Raw genomic sequence first — 15705 nt, forward strand, 5'->3', positions numbered from 1 at the left:
GACCGGCCGGGAGCACGGTCGGGAGCACTGCCGAGAGCGCCGGCGGGAGCACGGGCGGGAACGACGGGACGTCCCGGGGAAGCTCGCTCTTCCCCGGGACGTCCCGGTGCTGCGGGGTGTTCCGTCCGGAACCGCTCCCTCAGGGGGCGGGGGTGGTCGGCGGCTCCAGGATCCCGCCGAGGCCGAGGTACACGAGGTGGACCTTCGGGGCGTAGTTGATCGCGGTGTTGTTCTTGCCGTTCTGACAGAACACCGGACCCTCCGCCTCCTGCTCGATGTCGTACTGGAAGGCATCGTCGAACGCGAAGGCCGTCGAGTCGGAGTTCCCGCAGAAGTTGATCTGCTTGTCGTCGTCCTTCTTCTTGTCGTAGGCGACGGCGGATGTCGCCGAGGCGCCGATCGCGGCGACCGCGGCGACGGCCATCACGGACATCTTGAGGGATGTGCGCATGTCTCTCTCCATTCTCAGCGTCTCCGGGGTGGAAGAACGCATCGAGTTCTACCGCCATAAAAAGGACTGATAGGGCGTCAAAACGCGCACCACCGCTTCCCCACCTCGCAACGCCACCCCATTGGCCCACCCCCGCGGCCTGCCACCCGCCGGGCGGACGGCGGACGGAGCGGGGCCGGCGAGGCAGGGCTCCTGTCACGTCACGCGGCCCGGAGCGCCCCGGACGCTCATGACCGGAACACGCCAGGCCGCCGAACCCGCCGCACCGGCCGCACCACGGACCGGCAGGACACCGGACCGGAAACAGGCCCCGGATCGGAAACAACAAAAAGCCCCCTCCGTCACCGGAGGGGGCTTTTCATACTGCGCGCTCGGCAGGATTCGAACCTGCAACCTCTTGATCCGTAGTCAAGTGCTCTATCCGTTAAGCTACGAGCGCTTGCGTTCCGGCGTTTTCTTGCCGGTCGGCGTTGCGGGAACAACATTACATGACCTGCCGCCTGAGGCGAAATCCGTTCCTCCCAGCCCACCTGAGCTGGGAAAACGGCTCCAGGAGGGGTCAAGTGGAGCCGCCGGGAACGACACCCGGGGACGACATCGGAAGCGACATCCGGAACGGCACCGGGAACGGCAGAAGCCCCGGCCGTCGGACCGGGGCTTCAGTGATCGAGAAGATCGAGCGGAGGCTCCGGGATTTGAACCCGGGATGGGGGGTTACCCCAAACCGCATTAGCAGTGCGGCGCCATAGACCAGACTAGGCGAAGCCTCCAACACCATCGCGCGAACGCGATGCGGTGTGTGCAGATGATGGCACAGCCTTGCGGGCCGTCACCAATCGCCCCCTACGGTACCCGGCGCCCGGGCGGCGGGGCAAAGCCTTACCCGGCCGCGCCGGGCCCGCCGCCACGGCCCCCGACGCCGGCCCCGTCACGACGCGCCGCCCCCTCATGACGTCGCCGATCCTCACGACGCCGCCGCCCCCATCACGACGCCCCCATCACGACGTCGCCGGCCCGTCACGCCGTCGCGACCCGACCGCTGCCCCGCCGGCCCGTCACCGCCGGGGCGCCGCGAGCCGTCACACCCCTGGAGCACCGCGGAGCACGAAGGAGCACCCCGGAAGCGCCGCCGTGTCACCCGGAGGGTCCGCACCGGTTGCGCAACGCCGCGGCGGCCGGAGCGTTAGTGGTGGCAGGCACGCGTCAGCGGACCGGCCGCGCCGTGCCCACCCATCGCCACCATCCCCCACTCCTGGAGTCCCCGATGCCGCTCCGCCGCCTCGCCCTGACCGTGCTCTCCGCCGCCGCCGTCCTCGCCGCAGCCGCCCCCGCGACGGCGTTCCCCGTTCCCATTCCGGGGGTGGACACCGACCCCGTGCCCCCGATGGCCGTGGCCCCGGCCGGCGAGGACAGACTCACCGTCACCGTCGACGGCGGCGGGGACCGCGCCCTCGACGGCCTGTACAGCCTCGACTGCCACCCCGCGGGCGGCACGCACCGGGACCCGCAGCTGGCGTGCGACCGGCTCGACGAGGTCACCCGGTGGGGCGCCGATCCGTTCGCCCCGGTCTCCCCGCGCGCCAACTGCACGATGATCCACGGCGGTACGGCCACCGCACGGGTCACCGGCACCTGGGCGGGCCGCCCGGTGGACGCCACCTTCAACCGGACGAACGGCTGCGAGATCGCCCGCTGGAACCGGCTGGTGCCGCTGCTCCCGGACGGCACCTCCTGACGGGGGACGCGCCCGGAGGTCCGTCCCCGGACGGGTGATTGCCGCCACTTCCCGGGTCCGCACGCCTTATGTCGGGCCTGCGGGGAGTCGCACGAACTCGTCTCCCGCCCTCCCCTCATCCGCCGCCGCGCCCGCAACGGCTGCCCGTAGACTCCCTCTAGTGACAGACCTCCGGACGCGCGGCAAGATGACCGGGGCTGTCGGCAAGATGCAGTGATCAGGGAGGAATGGTCGTCGTGAGCAGCAGGCCGTCCCGAGGCGCTGCTCGCCTCGCCGCCATACTCGACGCCCTGCCCGACGCCCTGTTGCTGGTGAACTGCAACGGCACGGTCGTCAACGCCAACACCATCGCCCTGGAGACCTTCGAGTCCCCCGGCACCGCACTCGTCGGCCGCGGTCTGCTCGACCTGCTGCCCTCCTTCGACTCCAAGCGGATCCCCGGCTCCATGCGCCGGCCCGAGGAGGGCGAGGAGGGCGGCAGGACCAAGCCGACCAGGATGGTCGCGCGGCGCACCGACGGGACGGAGTTCCCGGTCGAGGTGACCAGCGCCAACCTGGAGGACGGCCGGACCCCGTACGCCGACCCGTACGAGCACCACTACACCGGTGACGAGCTGCTGATGCTCGTCGTCCGGGACCTGACCGGCACCGTGGACACCGAGGCCGAGCTCGCCCGCCAGCAGCGGCAGACCGAGATGATCCTGCGCGCGGCGGCCGAGGGCGTCGTGGGGGTGGACACCGAGGGCAGGATCGTCCTGGTCAACCCGTCGGCGGCGCAGATCCTCGGCTACCGCGCCGGTGACCTCGGCGGCCGGGAGCTGCACCCGCTGCTCCACCACTCCCGGCCCGACGGCTCGCCTCTGCCGTACGAGGAGTCGCCGCTCGCCGACTCCCTGCGCTCCGGCCGCAAGCACCGGGTGCGCGGGCAGGTGCTGTGGGCCAAGGACGGCCGGGCGGTGCCCGTCGACCTGACGACCGCGCCGGTCCGGGACGGGGACCAGCTCGTCGGCGCGGTGATGACCTTCACCGACCGGCGGCAGCAGGACGCGCTGGCCGCCCGGCACGCCCAGCTGCTCGCCGTGCTCGGCGAGTCGCTGCGCGGCCCGCTGGAGCAGCTGCGGGGCGAGCTGGGCACCCTGGCCGCCGACCCGGCCGGCCAGCTGTGGCCCGAGGCCAACCAGATCCTGCACTACCTCACCGCCGGCTACGCGCGGATGACGACGCTGGTCGACAACGTGCTCCGCTACCAGCGGCTCGACGAGGGCAGCGAGCGGCTGGAGCTCAAGACCGTGGAGCTGGACGCCGTCGTGGCGGCCGGTGTGGAGGGCGCGATCGAGCTGATCGGCCCGGGGCGCGCCCAGTTCGCGGTGCACGCCCCGCCGATCGAGGCCGAGGTCGACCCGGAGCGGCTGGCGCAGGCGCTCGCCCATCTCGTCGCGGACGTGGCCGGGGTCGACGCCACCGGCAACGCTCCCGCGGGCGGCTCCGGCGACTCGACGATCGTGGTCGCCGCCGCACAGCGCGGCGAGGTCGTCCGCATCGAGGTGCGCGGCCCGTACGCCGGGGGCGACCCGGTGCACGAGCCGATCGTCCGCGGCATCGTGCGGCGGCACGGCGGTGTGCTGCAGACCCACGAGGTGCCGGGCGCGGGCGGCAGCGCCTACGTCCTGGAGGTGCCGATCGCCGCCGGGGGCGCCCCGGCCGCGGAGCGCGCCACGGACCGGGACCGCGAGAACGCGACGACCGTGATGCCGGTGCCGAAGGAGCGGGCGCGGGGCACCGACGGGGCCCGGGACGCCGGTACGGATGCCCCGGCCACGCCGACGGGCGGCCGGACGGCTTCGTTCCTCGACAGCGGAACGCCCTCGGGCGCGGTGGCCGACGGCCGGCGGCTCGGGACTCCCGCCGCCCCCGCCGGGGCGGACGCCGCGGCACCGGGCGGACGCCGCCGGGCCCGCCCCGCGGCGCAGATCCCGGGTGGCCCCGCCGGGCAGCGGACCCCGGCCGCGGGCAGCCCCGTCGATGCTGACACCGCCGGCACCGGCGAACCGGGCGGTCTGATCGGTCCGCCCGACATCATCGGCCCGGAGGCAGCGAACGCCCCCGCCACGGCACCGGCCCCGGAGTCCACGGCGGGCCGGGTCGCCCGTCCGGCGCTGCCGGCCGGCGCCGTCCCGCACCAGCAGTCCGCCGCGCCCGACGGCGCGCCCGCGCCCGGCGTATGGGGGGCCGACGCGCAGCCGGAGGGCGCTCCGGTCCCCGGTCAGGGCGCGCAGATTCCGGGTCAGGCGACGCCGGACAACGGTGTCCGTCCCACCGGGCGCCGCCGCGGCCGGCCCAGCCCGGCCGAGTCCGCGCCGGGCGACGCCCCGCAGCCCGGCCCGGAGGGCACCGCCGCCCCGGGCGCCCCGCAGTCGGGCCGCCGGGCCCGGCGCGGCGGCGACGGTTCGTACGGTGCGCTGGCCACGGCCGCGGAGGGACAGCCGGGTCCGGACGCCGGGGACGAACGGTTCGCCGGGCCGAACGGGCGGTTCCCGGGCGGGCCGAACGGCGCGACGGTCCCGCCGCAGGGCACCGGCCGCCGCGCCCGCCCCGCGCTGGAGGCCCCCGGCGCGGAACCCACCGACACCGCGCAGAGCGGCCGCGCGCTGCCCGCCCTGCCCGCGGCACCCACCGGACAGGACCGCGGCGACAGCTGGGTCGCCCCCGCCGGCCGGCCGCAACTCGGCCCCGCACAGGCCCAGCTGCCCCCCGGCGCCCCCGGTCCGGCCGCCGCGCCCGGCGCAGCGGCGGGCGGTGCCCCCGCGCCGCGGAACGCCCCGTTCGGCACCGGCGCCCCGGTTCCCCCGCAGGGCACCGGCGGCCGGATGACCGGCCCGCAGCCCGCGAACGGCACCTCCGCCGCGCCCGGCGGCCGGCCCGCGCTGCCCGCGGCGGGCGGCGGGGCTCCCGCCGCACCCGGAAACGGGCCCGCCGCGGACGCACCCGGTGCAGCCACGCCCGGTGCGGCCACTCCCGGTGCGGTGCCCGCCGACGGCGGCCCGTACGACGGTGCCCCGGCCGGACCGCAGCAGACCTACGGCACAGGCGTGCCCCACCAGGCACCGCCCCCGAGCCAGCCGGCCGGGCGCCGCGCGCGGCGTGCCCTGGCCGCCGCCTCCGACCGGCCGCTGCCCGACACCGACGGGTCCGGCACCGGCGGGTCCGGCACCGGTGGCCAGAGCCTCGCCCTGCCCCCGGCCGCGGCGGACCGGCCCGCGCCGGGCACGCCTGCGCAGGCCGCGCCCGCACAGCCCGCGCCTGCACAGTCCGTGCCGGCACAGCCCGACGTCGCACCGCCGGCCCCCACACCGTCGGCCCCCGCGCAGCCGGTCCCGGGGCAGCCCGCCATGGCCCAGTCCGCCATGGCCCAGTCCGGTGTGACCCAGCCCGGCGCCGCACAGCCCAGCACCGCGCAGCCCGGTGCCGCCCCGGCCGCGCCCGCGCAGCCCGGCGGCGCACCCGCCGCGCCCGCGCAGACCGGAGCAGCACAGCCCGGAGCGGCACAGCCCGCCGCCGCCCCGGCAGGAGCGGCGGCGGCCGGAGCGGCACAGCCCGGCGCGTGGTCCGCGGCCGAACACGGGCGGCCCGACGCCGCGTCGGTGGACCCGGAGCCCACACCCCCGCAGCCGCACCCGCTGCCCACCGGCCGCCGGCGCGGCCGGCCCAGCCCGGCCGAGGAGCAGCACGCCCCGGCCGCCACCAACCTGCAGGAGGGAGCGCCCGCGCAGGGCGGGCCCGCCCCGGGCATGCCCGGTCAGGCCGGCCCCGGGCAACCCGCCGCCGCGGACCCGCAGTCGGCGCCGCCGGCCGGGAACGCCCCGGCCGCCTGGGACGGGACCGGCGCCCCGGCGCCCGGAGCCGCCCCGGGCCTGCCGCAGCAGCCGGCCCCGGAGGCCGCTCCGGAGCAGCAGCCGTACGCGCCTCGCTCCGGTCCGCCCGCGTCGCGCCGGATCCAGGCGGCCCAGCCGCTGCCCGCGGAGGCCCAGTCCGGCGAGGCCGTACCGCAGTCGCGGGCGATCAGTGTGCGCACCCTCGGCCAGGGCGTGCCGTTCGCCCAGCAGATCGCCGAACAGCAGCGGCAGCAGGCGCCCGCCCCGGCCCCCGGCCAGACGTCGGGCGGCTCGGGACGTCGGCGCAAGCTGGCCGCGCCGCCGGAGGGCGCGCGCACCGCGCCCTCCGAACAGACCGCCGCCCGCCCCCGGGACGGGCAGCAGCAGCCGCGGCTGCTGGACACCAACGGGGGCCGGGCGTACGCCATCGGCGCACCCGACGAGGGCGCCGAGGGCCCGGAGCCGCTGGACGGACCGAACGGCGCCGTGGACGTCACCGACTCCCAGGCCGCGCCGCCGATGGACGACGAACTGCCGCCGGAGCCGCTGGACAATCCGCGCCGGCTGCTGGTCTGGCCCGCGCCCGACGGCGCCACCCAGCAGGCGCTGAGCGACCGCGGCTACCGTCCGGTGGTGGTCAACTCCCGCGAGGAGGTGGACGCGCAGATCGCCGCCTACCCCGCGGCCCTGTTCGTCGATCCGCTGACCGGGCCGATCACCCGGACCGCGCTGCAGTCGCTGCGCACGGCGGCGGTGGCGGCCGAGGTGCCGGTCCTGGTGACGGCGGGCCTCGGCCAGGCGACCCGGGAGGCCGCGTACGGCGCCGACCCGGCGGTCCTGCTGAAGGCGCTCGCCCCGCGCGACAGCGAACAGCACCCGCCGCGGGTGCTGCTGATCGAGTCGCAGGAGGCCATCGCGCGCGCCCTCACGGCGACGCTGGAGCGGCGCGGCATGCAGGTCGCGCACGCCGCGTCCGACGCCGACGCGGTGACGCTCGCGACGCAGATGCGGCCCAACCTGGTGGTGATGGACCTGATGCAGGTACGCCGCCGCCGCGCCGGGGTCGTCGACTGGCTGCGGGCGAACGGTCTGCTCAACCGCACTCCGCTGGTCGTCTACACCGCGGCGGACATGGACCCGGAGGAGCTGCCGCGGCTCGCCTCGGGCGAGACGGTGCTGTTCCTCGCGGAGCGCTCGACCAGCGCCGAGGTGCAGGGCCGGATCGTGGACCTGCTGGCGAAGATCGGCACCAACTGACCCCCGGACCGCACCGACACCGACTGGCCCCCGGTCCGCACGGACACCAGCTGGCCCCCGGTCCGCACCGACCGACCCGCCGGCCCACACCGCCTGACGCCGGTCCGCACCGACCGACGCCCCGGGCTTCGCGCCCGGGGCACGCTCACCGGCGTGCGGCGGGGGCCGGGCGCACACCGCCCGGCCCCCGTCGGCCCGTCGCCGTCCGTGCTCTCGTCGCCAGTGCCGTCGTCGTCCGTGCCGTCGGCAGAGTTCGGTGACATCTCAGAGTTCGGTGACGACTCAGAGTTCGGTGACGTCCAGGTCGCCGTCGGCGTACTGGCGCCGCAGCACCTTCTTGTCGAACTTCCCGACGCTCGTCTTCGGCACCGCCCCGAGGACGGCCCAGCGCTCCGGCAGCTGCCAGCGGGCGACGCGCTCCCCGAGGAACGCCCGGAGCTCCTGGTAGTCGGCGCTCGCGCCCTCCTTCAGCACCACCGTGGCGAGCGGCCGTTCGCCCCACTTGTCGTCGGGCACGGCGACCACGGCCGCCTCGGCGACGTCCGGGTGGGACATCAGGTGGTTCTCCAGCTCGACCGAGGAAATCCACTCGCCGCCGGACTTGATGACGTCCTTGGCCCGGTCGGTGAGGGTGAGGTAGCCGTCGGGGGTGATGGTGCCGACGTCGCCGGTGCGCAGCCAGCCGTCCTCGCTGAACTTGTCCTCGGGGCGCAGCGGTTCACCGGATGCCCCGCCGTAGTAGGCCCCGGCGATCCACGGCCCGCGGACCTCCAGCTCCCCGGCCGACTCGCCGTCCCAGGGCAGGAACGTGCCGTCCGGCCCGGTCAGCCGCGCCTCGACGGAGGCGGGGAAGCGGCCCTGGGTCAGCCGGTAGCTCCACGCCTCCTCGTCGGTGACGCCGGCCGGCGGATGGGAGACCGTGCCCAGCGGTGAGGTCTCGGTCATGCCCCAGGCGTGGACGACGCGGATGCCGTGCCGCTCCTCGAAGCCCTTCATCAGCGAGGGCGGACAGGCCGAACCGCCGATGATGACGTTCCGCAGACAGCTCACGTCGCGCCCGCGGGCGTCGAGTTCGGTCAGGAGTCCGCTCCAGATGGTGGGGACGGCGGCGCCGACGGTCGGCCGCTCGGCCTCGATCATCTCCGCGAGCGGGGCAGGCTGCAGGAAACGGTCGGGCATCAGCAGCGAGGTGCCGGACATGAACGCGGCGTGCGGCAGCCCCCACGCGTTCACGTGGAACATGGGGACGACCGGCAGGGCGGTGTCCGACGACTTCAGCGCGAACGAGTCGGCGGAGTTCAGCTGCATCGAGTGCAGATACACCGAACGGTGGCTGTAGCTGACGCCCTTGGGGTCGCCGGTGGTCCCCGAGGTGTAGCAGAGCGCCGCGGCCTGCCGCTCGTCGACGTCGGGCCAGTCGAACGCGGCCGGCCGCCCGGCGATCAGCTCCTCGTAGTCGTGGACGCGGACCGCGCTGCCGTCCAGCACCGACCGGTCCCCGGGCCCGGCGACGACCACGTGCTCGACCGGCTCCAGCCGGGGGAGGAGCGGGGCCAGCAGCGGGAGCAGCGAACCGTTGACGATGATCACGCGGTCCGCGGCGTGCCGCACGATCCAGACCAGCTGCTCGGCGGGCAGCCGCAGATTCAGGGTGTGCAGCACCGCGCCCATCGAGGGGATGGCGAGGTACGCCTCGAGATGGACGCCGTTGTTCCACATGAGGGTGGCGACCCGCTCGTCGCCGGTCACACCGAGCTCGTCGCGCAGAGCGTGGGCCAGCTGCGCGGACCGGGCACCGGTCTCGGCGAAGCTGCGGCGCTCCGGGGAACCCTCCGAGGTCCAGGTCGTGACCTGGGACCGGGCGTGGACGGTCGAGCCGTGCCGCAGGATGCGGCTCACTGTCAGTGGTACGTCCTGCATCGTGCTCAGCACGGGGGCCTCCCGAAGGCGCGGTTACGCGGCGGTAATCCTGCCGAGATTCTGCGGCCGTACCACCGGGTATGTCACTACCTCCGGGAAACGCGTGTCCCGGGTCACTCGCCCCGGGCGTCCCAGCTCAGCGGGGTAGGGCCTCGGAGCTTCGACTCGTCACTCGCTTGGCACCGCGACGAGCCCCGACCGCCAGAACTGTTCGAGACCGCCTCGCCGCTCTCGAGCGCGGCCGGTGGCCGCTCCCGTACCTCGCGGCCCTGGTCGGCATGATCAGCCTCGCAGTCACCCTCGGCGACTCGCCACAAGCACAAAGAAGACGCCCCCACACTGCCGTCCATGGCCGTGCGGGGGCGCGTTCTGCCCTTCGCTGCCTGCCCATCCGCAGGTCCAGCGCGCTTCAGATGGCGTTGTACTCGGTGGCACAGACCTCGGCCACGAACGCGGCGAACTGATCAGGGGCAAAGAGAAGCACTGGCCCCGCAGGGTCCTTGGAGTCTCGTACAGCCACACGGCTATGGGTCGGGCGGATGTCTGCCACCTCGACGCATTGTGACTGGTCGGAGCCGCTGTAAGAGGACTTGAACCAGGCAGCTCCAGGCAAGTCGGCAGCACGGACCGCGGCCGTCTCAGGCATGTGGTGTTCCCTTCATGTACTTCTTGATCAGATCGCGGGATTGGTCGGAAGGCAGAGCGGATTCACAGACGGCATCGAACACTTCCGTGAACGCGGTCACGTCTTCCGAGTCTTCGAGGAAGACGCCACCCCGGGTGTGGTCAACCGTGACCAGGGACGGCCAAGGCCTACGGAAGTCCATGATCGTCATGTTGCTGGTCAATCCCGAGTGAACGGGGGCGTCCAGTGGCATAACCCGAAGTGTGACGTTCTCTCGCTCCGACATGTCGAGCAGACTGAGAAGTTGGTCGCGCATCAGGTCGGACGCCGACCCCGCCCGCGGATACAGCGCGGACTCGTCAATCACCGTACGCAGTTCAGTAGGCCCAGCAGGTCTGGTCAGGATCTCTTTACGAGCCTGCCTCACCTGCACGAGCGCTGTAGCGGTTCGCTGTGTGGCAGCGCGAGGCGAACTTGAGATGATCGCGTGCGCATACGCTGGCGTTTGGAGCAGGGCAGGGATGAGCTGCGGGAAGTAGCAGCGGATCAATACCGCCTCGGACTCGAGCGCGATGCTGTCTGCGTAAGTCCTCGGCAGGATGTCAGCGTAGGCAGCCCACCATGCACGGTGGCCGGAGTTGATGACGCCGGCCACCTCCGCGAGGGTCTCCTGATGCGCAACACCGTACGAGCGCAAGAGGGTTGATACCTCTTCGGCTTTGATCTGGTACTGGCCGGTCTCGACGCGGCTGAGTCGCGTGTTCTCCCACCCGAGAGCGTTTGCAGCCTCCGCGAGGGTACGGCCGGACTCCTTGCGGTAGCGGCGCAGCAACCCTCCAAGTCGCCGCCTGAGGACCGGCGGTGATGTCTGTGCAGTGGCCATGTGTGGATTCTGACACAACGTTGCGAGGCGCAGGCAGAGCCGCGAAGGGAACTCACGTTCCAAGATTCCTGCGGTCTCTTCTTACAATGTTGCGGAGTCGGCACAGATAGGAGCATGGTGGGAGCAAGGTCGCGCTGAGCAGTCATCAGTTCACGATCTGTTGATCACGCATGGTCATGCGCGCCCATCCCAAGGGCGCCCGCCAGTCACCCCGCAAGCAGAGGGATGCCGATGATCGAGCCACAGCGGGACAGGCTCCCCGCCTGTCACACACCGCCCTTGGGACCACCTCCCATCCTGGTGTTGAGCGGCGAGCCCCAAGCGGCCAGAGCTGCACGCGAGTTCGTGCGTGAGTTCATCGCCTACCACGCGCCAGGCGCACCCGATAACCACGTTGACTCCGTCGTCCTGGTCACCAGCGAGCTGGTGACCAACTCGATCAGGTACGGGACGGAGCCGGGCGACTCTCTCGCATTGATCCTCACGGTGACGGCCGACCGGGTCCGCATCGAGGTTCACGATCCGGTGCGCAGGCACCCGCACTTCAAACCGGCGTCCGAGGAACGGCAGCGTGGACGCGGGATGTTCATCGTGGACGCTCTCACGAAGTGGGGCGTGGACGAGCGTCCGTTCGGAAAGATCGTCTGGGCGGAAGTGAGCAGGTGACCAGCCCAACGGCACCGCTGCCGGGAGCCGACTTCCTAGCGCGCGTCACGGTCGCCACGTGGCTGCTCGCCCCGCCCAATGGGCTCCCCTCGCCCATCCTGCTCGTCACGCATCCCGAACCACAGGAGCAGGAAGGCTCCGCCGGCATCGACTCGGGCATGCGCGCCATCGCCGCCGGCCTGGGGCTGACACCGCCCAACGAGTGCGTGACCACCTCGGGCAGCCCACTCGTCATGCGCCGCGACGCGGTCGCACTCGACTACGGGCACGACGACTACCTGCTCCGCGTCCCGCCTCCCGGCGCACAGTGGCGCAGGGCCGCCCAGGCCGCAGGAGTCGGCATCACGCTGGGGCTCGACCCCCTGCCGGCCGGCTCGTCCCAGTGGCAGACGGAGGCCTACTTGTACCGCGCCACTCAGGCCGGGCGCGTCCTCATCGGCGTCACCGGAGTCCGCACCGGCCCCGGAGGGGCCGGGCCCGCAGTCCCCTGTTGTGCCCCGTTCATCCTCTGAACCACCCCGACCGGCCTCGGGGGTGACGGCCACCGGACAGCACCGCCACCCACGAGGCCACCACAGATCACCCAACCAACCGAAGGGAACGCCCATGACCGCCAACGCCTTACCCGGCGTCAAGTCCGTGGAGTGCGAGATCACCGGCACCTGCCAGCTCAGCTGTACGCACTGCTGCACCGGAAGCAGCCCGCAGACGCCCTCCGGCGCCATGACCGCCGAGCACTGGACCCAGGTCATCGCCGATATCGCCGAGCTCGGCATTCCGATGGTCCAGTTCATCGGAGGAGAACCGACCCTCTCGCCGAACCTGCCCGCGTTCATCGACCAGGCCCTCGACGCCGGCCTCGGGGTCGAGGTCTATTCGAACCTCACGCACGTTCGCCCCACCCTGTGGAACTCCCTCAACCGCAAGGGTGTCTGCCTCGCGACCAGCTACTACAGCGACGACACCCAGCAGCACGAGCAGATCACCCGCTCCCGCGGCAGTCTCCAACGCACCCGCGCCAACATCCGCGAAGCCGTCCGCCTCGGCATCCCGATGCGCGCCGGCATCGTCGAGGTCATCGACGGGCAGCGAGTCGACCAGGCGGCAGCCGACCTGCGCCGACTCGGCGTCGAACGCATCCAGATCGACCGCGCGCGGAAGGTCGGCCGCGCCGCGGACCAGAGCAAGACCGAGCCCAGCACCGGCGAACTGTGCGGGCACTGCTTCCGCCACCGCGTATCGGTCTCCCCCGACGGGGACGTATCCGGCTGCATCCTCTCGCGCTTCATGATCGCCGGGAACGTCCGTGAGCAGCGCCTCGCCGCGATCCTGCACAGCGACCGGTGGGCCGGGCTCGCCGCCACCGTGCCCGAGCCGAGCGCCGGCGGATGCCCGCCGGACGACTCGAGCGACTGCAATCCTGCCAACACGACCGCGTGCAACCCGAAGTACTCCTTCGTCCCCGCGCCCCTGCCTTCTGGAGCTACGCGTGAACTGGTCTGACGCCGCCGCCGGCCTCGCCGAAGCCGCCACCAACCGTCATTCCCGATGGCGCGGACCCGTAGCCACGACCCCGCGGCACGAGTTCATCCCCCGCTGGTGGGAACGGGGCCCCGAAGGGTGGGAACTGCACGACGGGCAGAGTGACCCCGAGGCGTGGCAACGCGCCGCGTACCGCGACGCCTCGCTCGTCACCCGCGTAGGACAGTGGCACGCCGACCGAGCCGACCCTGGCGACCGGCCGAAGGGCCGCCCTACGTCCTCCGCCACCCTGCCGAGTCTGGTGGTGCAGATGTTCCAGCACGCCCGCATCGATGACGACGACCATGTGCTGGATGTGGGCACCGGTAGCGGGTACGGGGCCGCCCTCGCCGCCCGACGGCTGGGCAACGAGCAGGTGACCAGCGTGGACGTCGACCACTACCTGGTCGCCGCAGCCCGGGAACGACTCGCGCACGCGGGCCTGAACCCCACGGTGAAGGCACTCGACGCCACCGGCGATCTCCCCTTCGACCCCGATTCGTTCGATCGGATCGTGGCCACGGTCGCTGTGCGGAAGGTACCCGCGAGCTGGCTCACCGCGTTGTGCTCCGGTGGCCGGCTGGTGACCACCCTTGCGGGCACGTCACTGCTCGTGACGGCGGAGAAGGACCCCGACGGGGGCGCCACGGGCCGTGTGGAGTGGGACCGGGCCGGATTCATGCACGCTCGTTCCCACAGCGACTATCCGCCCGGTGCGGAAAACGTGCGCACCATCGCGAAGAGCTCCGACGGCGACGAGGTGTGCGTCGGCCAGTACCCGGTTGTCGACGTGGCGAACGCGTGGGACCTGTCGAGCATGCTCGAGCTCACGGCGCCCGGGATCGAGCACGAGTATTGGGAGCACGGCGAGGAACGCGGCGCGATCATGGCCCACCCCGACGGCTCGTGGGTCCGCGCTACCTCGGTGGGCGACTCGTGGCCGACGATCCACCAGGGCGGACCACGGCGCCTGTGGCACCTGCTCGACGCATGCCGTAGCCACTGGCTCACCCATGGCGAGCTACCGGTACGGGGCGCGCAGGTCTTCATCAAGCCGGACGGGACGACGATCATCGCCCGGGGCGACTGGCATGTGAAGCTGAGCTGATCACCTCACCGAGGAATGCCCCAGCGGACGTCAGGCCGCGTGGCCGATCTCCGGGTCGTCGCGCAGTTTCGACAGGGCCCGTGAGACGGCGCTCTTGACCGTGCCGACCGAGACCCCCAGCAGCTCGGCGGTCTGGGCCTCGCTCAGGTCCTCGTAGTAGCGGAGGACGACCATGGCCCGCTGGCGGTCGGGCAGCCGGAGGATCGCCCGCCACATCGCGTCCCGCAGCACCTGGTGCTCGGCCGGGTCCGGGGCCGGGACGGTCTCCCGCTCCGGGAGGTCGTCGCAGGCGAACTCGTCGACCTTGCGCTTGCGCCACTGCGAGGTCCGGGTGTTCACCAGGGCCCGGCGGACGTACCCGTCGAGCGCCCGGTGGTCCTCGATCCGCTCCCACGCGAGATACGTCTTGGTCAGCGCGGTCTGCAGCAGGTCCTCCGCGTCGCACGGGTTGGCGGTCAGCGAGCGGGCGGTGCGCAGCAGCACCGGTCCGCGGGCTCGCACGTACGACGAGAAGGACGGATACACGGCAGCGGATGCGCTGGTGCAGACAGGCGTGGTCATGCGCACAACGCTAGGAGCGAGGGGGGTGTGCGGGGATCGGCCGGAGGTGCCGAAGGGGGATCAGCCTCAGGTTGTACGGCCGCGGCGGCTCCGACCTCCCTCAGGTGGAGGTCCGGGCCCCCGGAGTCGGGGGGCGGCGCGCCGGGTGGACTCCGGCCGGCGGAGGGACATACGGCCCGGGGTCAATCGATGACCGCGACGGGCGCGTCCACCATATTGCGGTCGATCTTCATCGTCACCCCGCCGTACTCCTCGGTGACGTTGCCCGCGTACTGGTGGATCCGGCGGTGCGGGGTCCAGGCGTCGTCGGCCAGCGACGGCTCGTCCTCCACCGATCCCGGGATGTCCCAGCGGGCGAACCACATGATCTCGGGCAGGTCCTGCACGCCGGACGCCCGCATGGTGTCCATGTGCCGCACGCCGGAGGTGGAGCTGCTGTAGAAGCCCGGCAGGAAGCCCTGGCGGCGGACCTCGTTGTTCCAGCCCTGGACGAAGGAGAGCGTGGTGTCCGCGCACTCGGGGTCGTGCTGGTCGTACGCCTCCATGTCGAGGTAGATGGGACTGTTCTCGCGCATGCCGAGGGCGACGGCGCTCAGCACCGCGTCCCGCCCCTCCTCGGCGCCCTGGTACCAGGGTTCGGCGTCGATGATCACGTTCTGCTTGCCGCCGCTGTGCACGCAGGGGGACTGCGACCCGACGTACAGCGGCAGGATGCTCCAGCCCTCGTCGTGCACGCTCCGCACCCAGCGCGGCCCCAGGTTGACCTGCTGTTTGCAGGCCCGGCCACGGCCGCCGATGTAGACGCCGACGGCCCGGTACTGGGACTTCCGCCAGGCGCTCATCGCGCCCAGCGACGGGGCCTCGCAGGTGTCGAACCCCCGGCCGGTGAAGACCTCCACGTCCGGCGCCAGCGGGTCCCCCTCGTCGGCGCCGTCCTTGGCCGACGCGGGTCCGGCCGCGCCGTCCTTGGCCGCCGCGGCCGGTCCGCCGAAGAGCCCGCCGAGGATCGCGGCCAGCGCCATCAGGAGCGCGGCGGCATATTGAATGATCTTCGTTCGTCGTCCCATACGGGGAGTGAACGATCCGCGGGACCTGAAGCACCGTCA

The 15705-nt window shown here is 72.9% G+C and carries 12 protein-coding genes and 2 tRNA genes; 6 read left to right on the forward strand and 8 right to left on the reverse strand.

Annotated elements, in window-relative coordinates; all coding sequences use genetic code 11:
* Positions 1–139: 139 nt before the first annotated feature.
* From AC3EQ1_RS00360 to AC3EQ1_RS00370, 3 genes are all read right to left on the reverse strand, one after another.
* Positions 140–451, reverse strand: a complete 312-nt coding sequence (locus AC3EQ1_RS00360; RefSeq protein WP_432092192.1) for a hypothetical protein — start codon at positions 449–451, stop codon at positions 140–142.
* 366 nt (positions 452–817) lie between these two features.
* Positions 818–890: transfer RNA gene (locus AC3EQ1_RS00365), tRNA-Arg, on the reverse strand.
* 241 nt (positions 891–1131) lie between these two features.
* Positions 1132–1221 (reverse strand) — tRNA-Ser (locus AC3EQ1_RS00370).
* A 494-nt stretch (positions 1222–1715) separates the two neighbouring features.
* Between AC3EQ1_RS00370 and AC3EQ1_RS00375 the strand changes: the two genes are divergently transcribed.
* Together AC3EQ1_RS00375 and AC3EQ1_RS00380 are read left to right on the forward strand one after the other, a co-directional pair.
* On the forward strand, positions 1716–2186 hold the full coding sequence (locus AC3EQ1_RS00375) for an SSI family serine proteinase inhibitor (protein WP_432092193.1): 471 nt from the start codon (positions 1716–1718) through the stop codon (positions 2184–2186).
* A gap of 236 nt (positions 2187–2422) precedes the next feature.
* Complete coding sequence (locus AC3EQ1_RS00380) at positions 2423–7315, forward strand: PAS domain-containing protein (RefSeq protein ID WP_432092194.1); 4893 nt, start codon at positions 2423–2425, stop codon at positions 7313–7315.
* A gap of 282 nt (positions 7316–7597) precedes the next feature.
* Here AC3EQ1_RS00380 and AC3EQ1_RS00385 read toward each other — a convergent pair whose 3' ends face one another.
* From AC3EQ1_RS00385 to AC3EQ1_RS00395, 3 genes are all read right to left on the reverse strand, one after another.
* On the reverse strand, positions 7598–9247 hold the full coding sequence (locus AC3EQ1_RS00385) for a long-chain fatty acid--CoA ligase (protein ID WP_432092195.1): 1650 nt from the start codon (positions 9245–9247) through the stop codon (positions 7598–7600).
* A gap of 397 nt (positions 9248–9644) precedes the next feature.
* Complete coding sequence (locus AC3EQ1_RS00390; protein WP_351515134.1) at positions 9645–9881, reverse strand: DUF397 domain-containing protein; 237 nt, start codon at positions 9879–9881, stop codon at positions 9645–9647.
* Entirely contained in the window at positions 9874–10743 is an 870-nt protein-coding gene (locus AC3EQ1_RS00395) for a helix-turn-helix domain-containing protein (protein WP_432092196.1), read from the reverse strand. The genes AC3EQ1_RS00390 and AC3EQ1_RS00395 overlap by 8 nt, the downstream gene beginning before the upstream one ends.
* A gap of 231 nt (positions 10744–10974) precedes the next feature.
* On the opposite strand from AC3EQ1_RS00395, the gene AC3EQ1_RS00400 reads away from it, so the two are divergent.
* The 4 genes from AC3EQ1_RS00400 (at position 10975) to AC3EQ1_RS00415 (ending at position 14038) form a co-directional block, all read left to right on the forward strand.
* Positions 10975–11409, forward strand: a complete 435-nt coding sequence (locus AC3EQ1_RS00400; RefSeq protein ID WP_432092197.1) for an ATP-binding protein — start codon at positions 10975–10977, stop codon at positions 11407–11409.
* Complete coding sequence (locus tag AC3EQ1_RS00405; protein ID WP_432092198.1) at positions 11406–11921, forward strand: hypothetical protein; 516 nt, start codon at positions 11406–11408, stop codon at positions 11919–11921. Before AC3EQ1_RS00400 ends, AC3EQ1_RS00405 begins: the two co-directional genes overlap by 4 nt.
* Positions 11922–12015: 94 nt before the next feature.
* Positions 12016–12912, forward strand: coding sequence for a radical SAM/SPASM domain-containing protein (locus tag AC3EQ1_RS00410; RefSeq protein WP_432092199.1), 897 nt, complete (start codon positions 12016–12018; stop codon positions 12910–12912).
* Positions 12899–14038: a methyltransferase domain-containing protein gene (locus AC3EQ1_RS00415; RefSeq protein ID WP_432092200.1), complete on the forward strand. Its 1140-nt coding sequence runs from the start codon at positions 12899–12901 to the stop codon at positions 14036–14038. The genes AC3EQ1_RS00410 and AC3EQ1_RS00415 overlap by 14 nt, the downstream gene beginning before the upstream one ends.
* Before the next feature lie 30 nt (positions 14039–14068).
* On the opposite strand, the gene AC3EQ1_RS00420 is transcribed toward AC3EQ1_RS00415, so the two are convergent.
* Together AC3EQ1_RS00420 and AC3EQ1_RS00425 are read right to left on the reverse strand one after the other, a co-directional pair.
* A complete protein-coding gene (locus AC3EQ1_RS00420) occupies positions 14069–14599 on the reverse strand; it encodes a SigE family RNA polymerase sigma factor (protein ID WP_432092201.1) in 531 nt (176 codons plus the stop codon).
* Between the two features lie 182 nt (positions 14600–14781).
* On the reverse strand, positions 14782–15666 hold the full coding sequence (locus AC3EQ1_RS00425) for a DUF1906 domain-containing protein (protein WP_432092202.1): 885 nt from the start codon (positions 15664–15666) through the stop codon (positions 14782–14784).
* Between the last annotated feature and the right edge of the window lie 39 nt (positions 15667–15705).

Source organism: Streptomyces sp. bgisy100, assembly GCF_057709105.1.

Bases quoted from the DNA above. Each gene is read 5' to 3' on its own strand.
- AC3EQ1_RS00360 (WP_432092192.1), bottom strand. From the start codon at position 451: ATGCGCACATCCCTCAAGATGTCCGTGATGGCCGTCGCCGCGGTCGCC.
- AC3EQ1_RS00375 (WP_432092193.1), top strand. From the start codon at position 1,716: ATGCCGCTCCGCCGCCTCGCCCTGACCGTGCTCTCCGCCGCCGCCGTC.
- AC3EQ1_RS00390 (WP_351515134.1), bottom strand. From the start codon at position 9,881: ATGCCTGAGACGGCCGCGGTCCGTGCTGCCGACTTGCCTGGAGCTGCC.
- AC3EQ1_RS00395 (WP_432092196.1), bottom strand. From the start codon at position 10,743: ATGGCCACTGCACAGACATCACCGCCGGTCCTCAGGCGGCGACTTGGA.
- AC3EQ1_RS00400 (WP_432092197.1), top strand. From the start codon at position 10,975: ATGATCGAGCCACAGCGGGACAGGCTCCCCGCCTGTCACACACCGCCC.
- AC3EQ1_RS00410 (WP_432092199.1), top strand. From the start codon at position 12,016: ATGACCGCCAACGCCTTACCCGGCGTCAAGTCCGTGGAGTGCGAGATC.
- AC3EQ1_RS00420 (WP_432092201.1), bottom strand. From the start codon at position 14,599: ATGACCACGCCTGTCTGCACCAGCGCATCCGCTGCCGTGTATCCGTCC.
- AC3EQ1_RS00425 (WP_432092202.1), bottom strand. From the start codon at position 15,666: ATGGGACGACGAACGAAGATCATTCAATATGCCGCCGCGCTCCTGATG.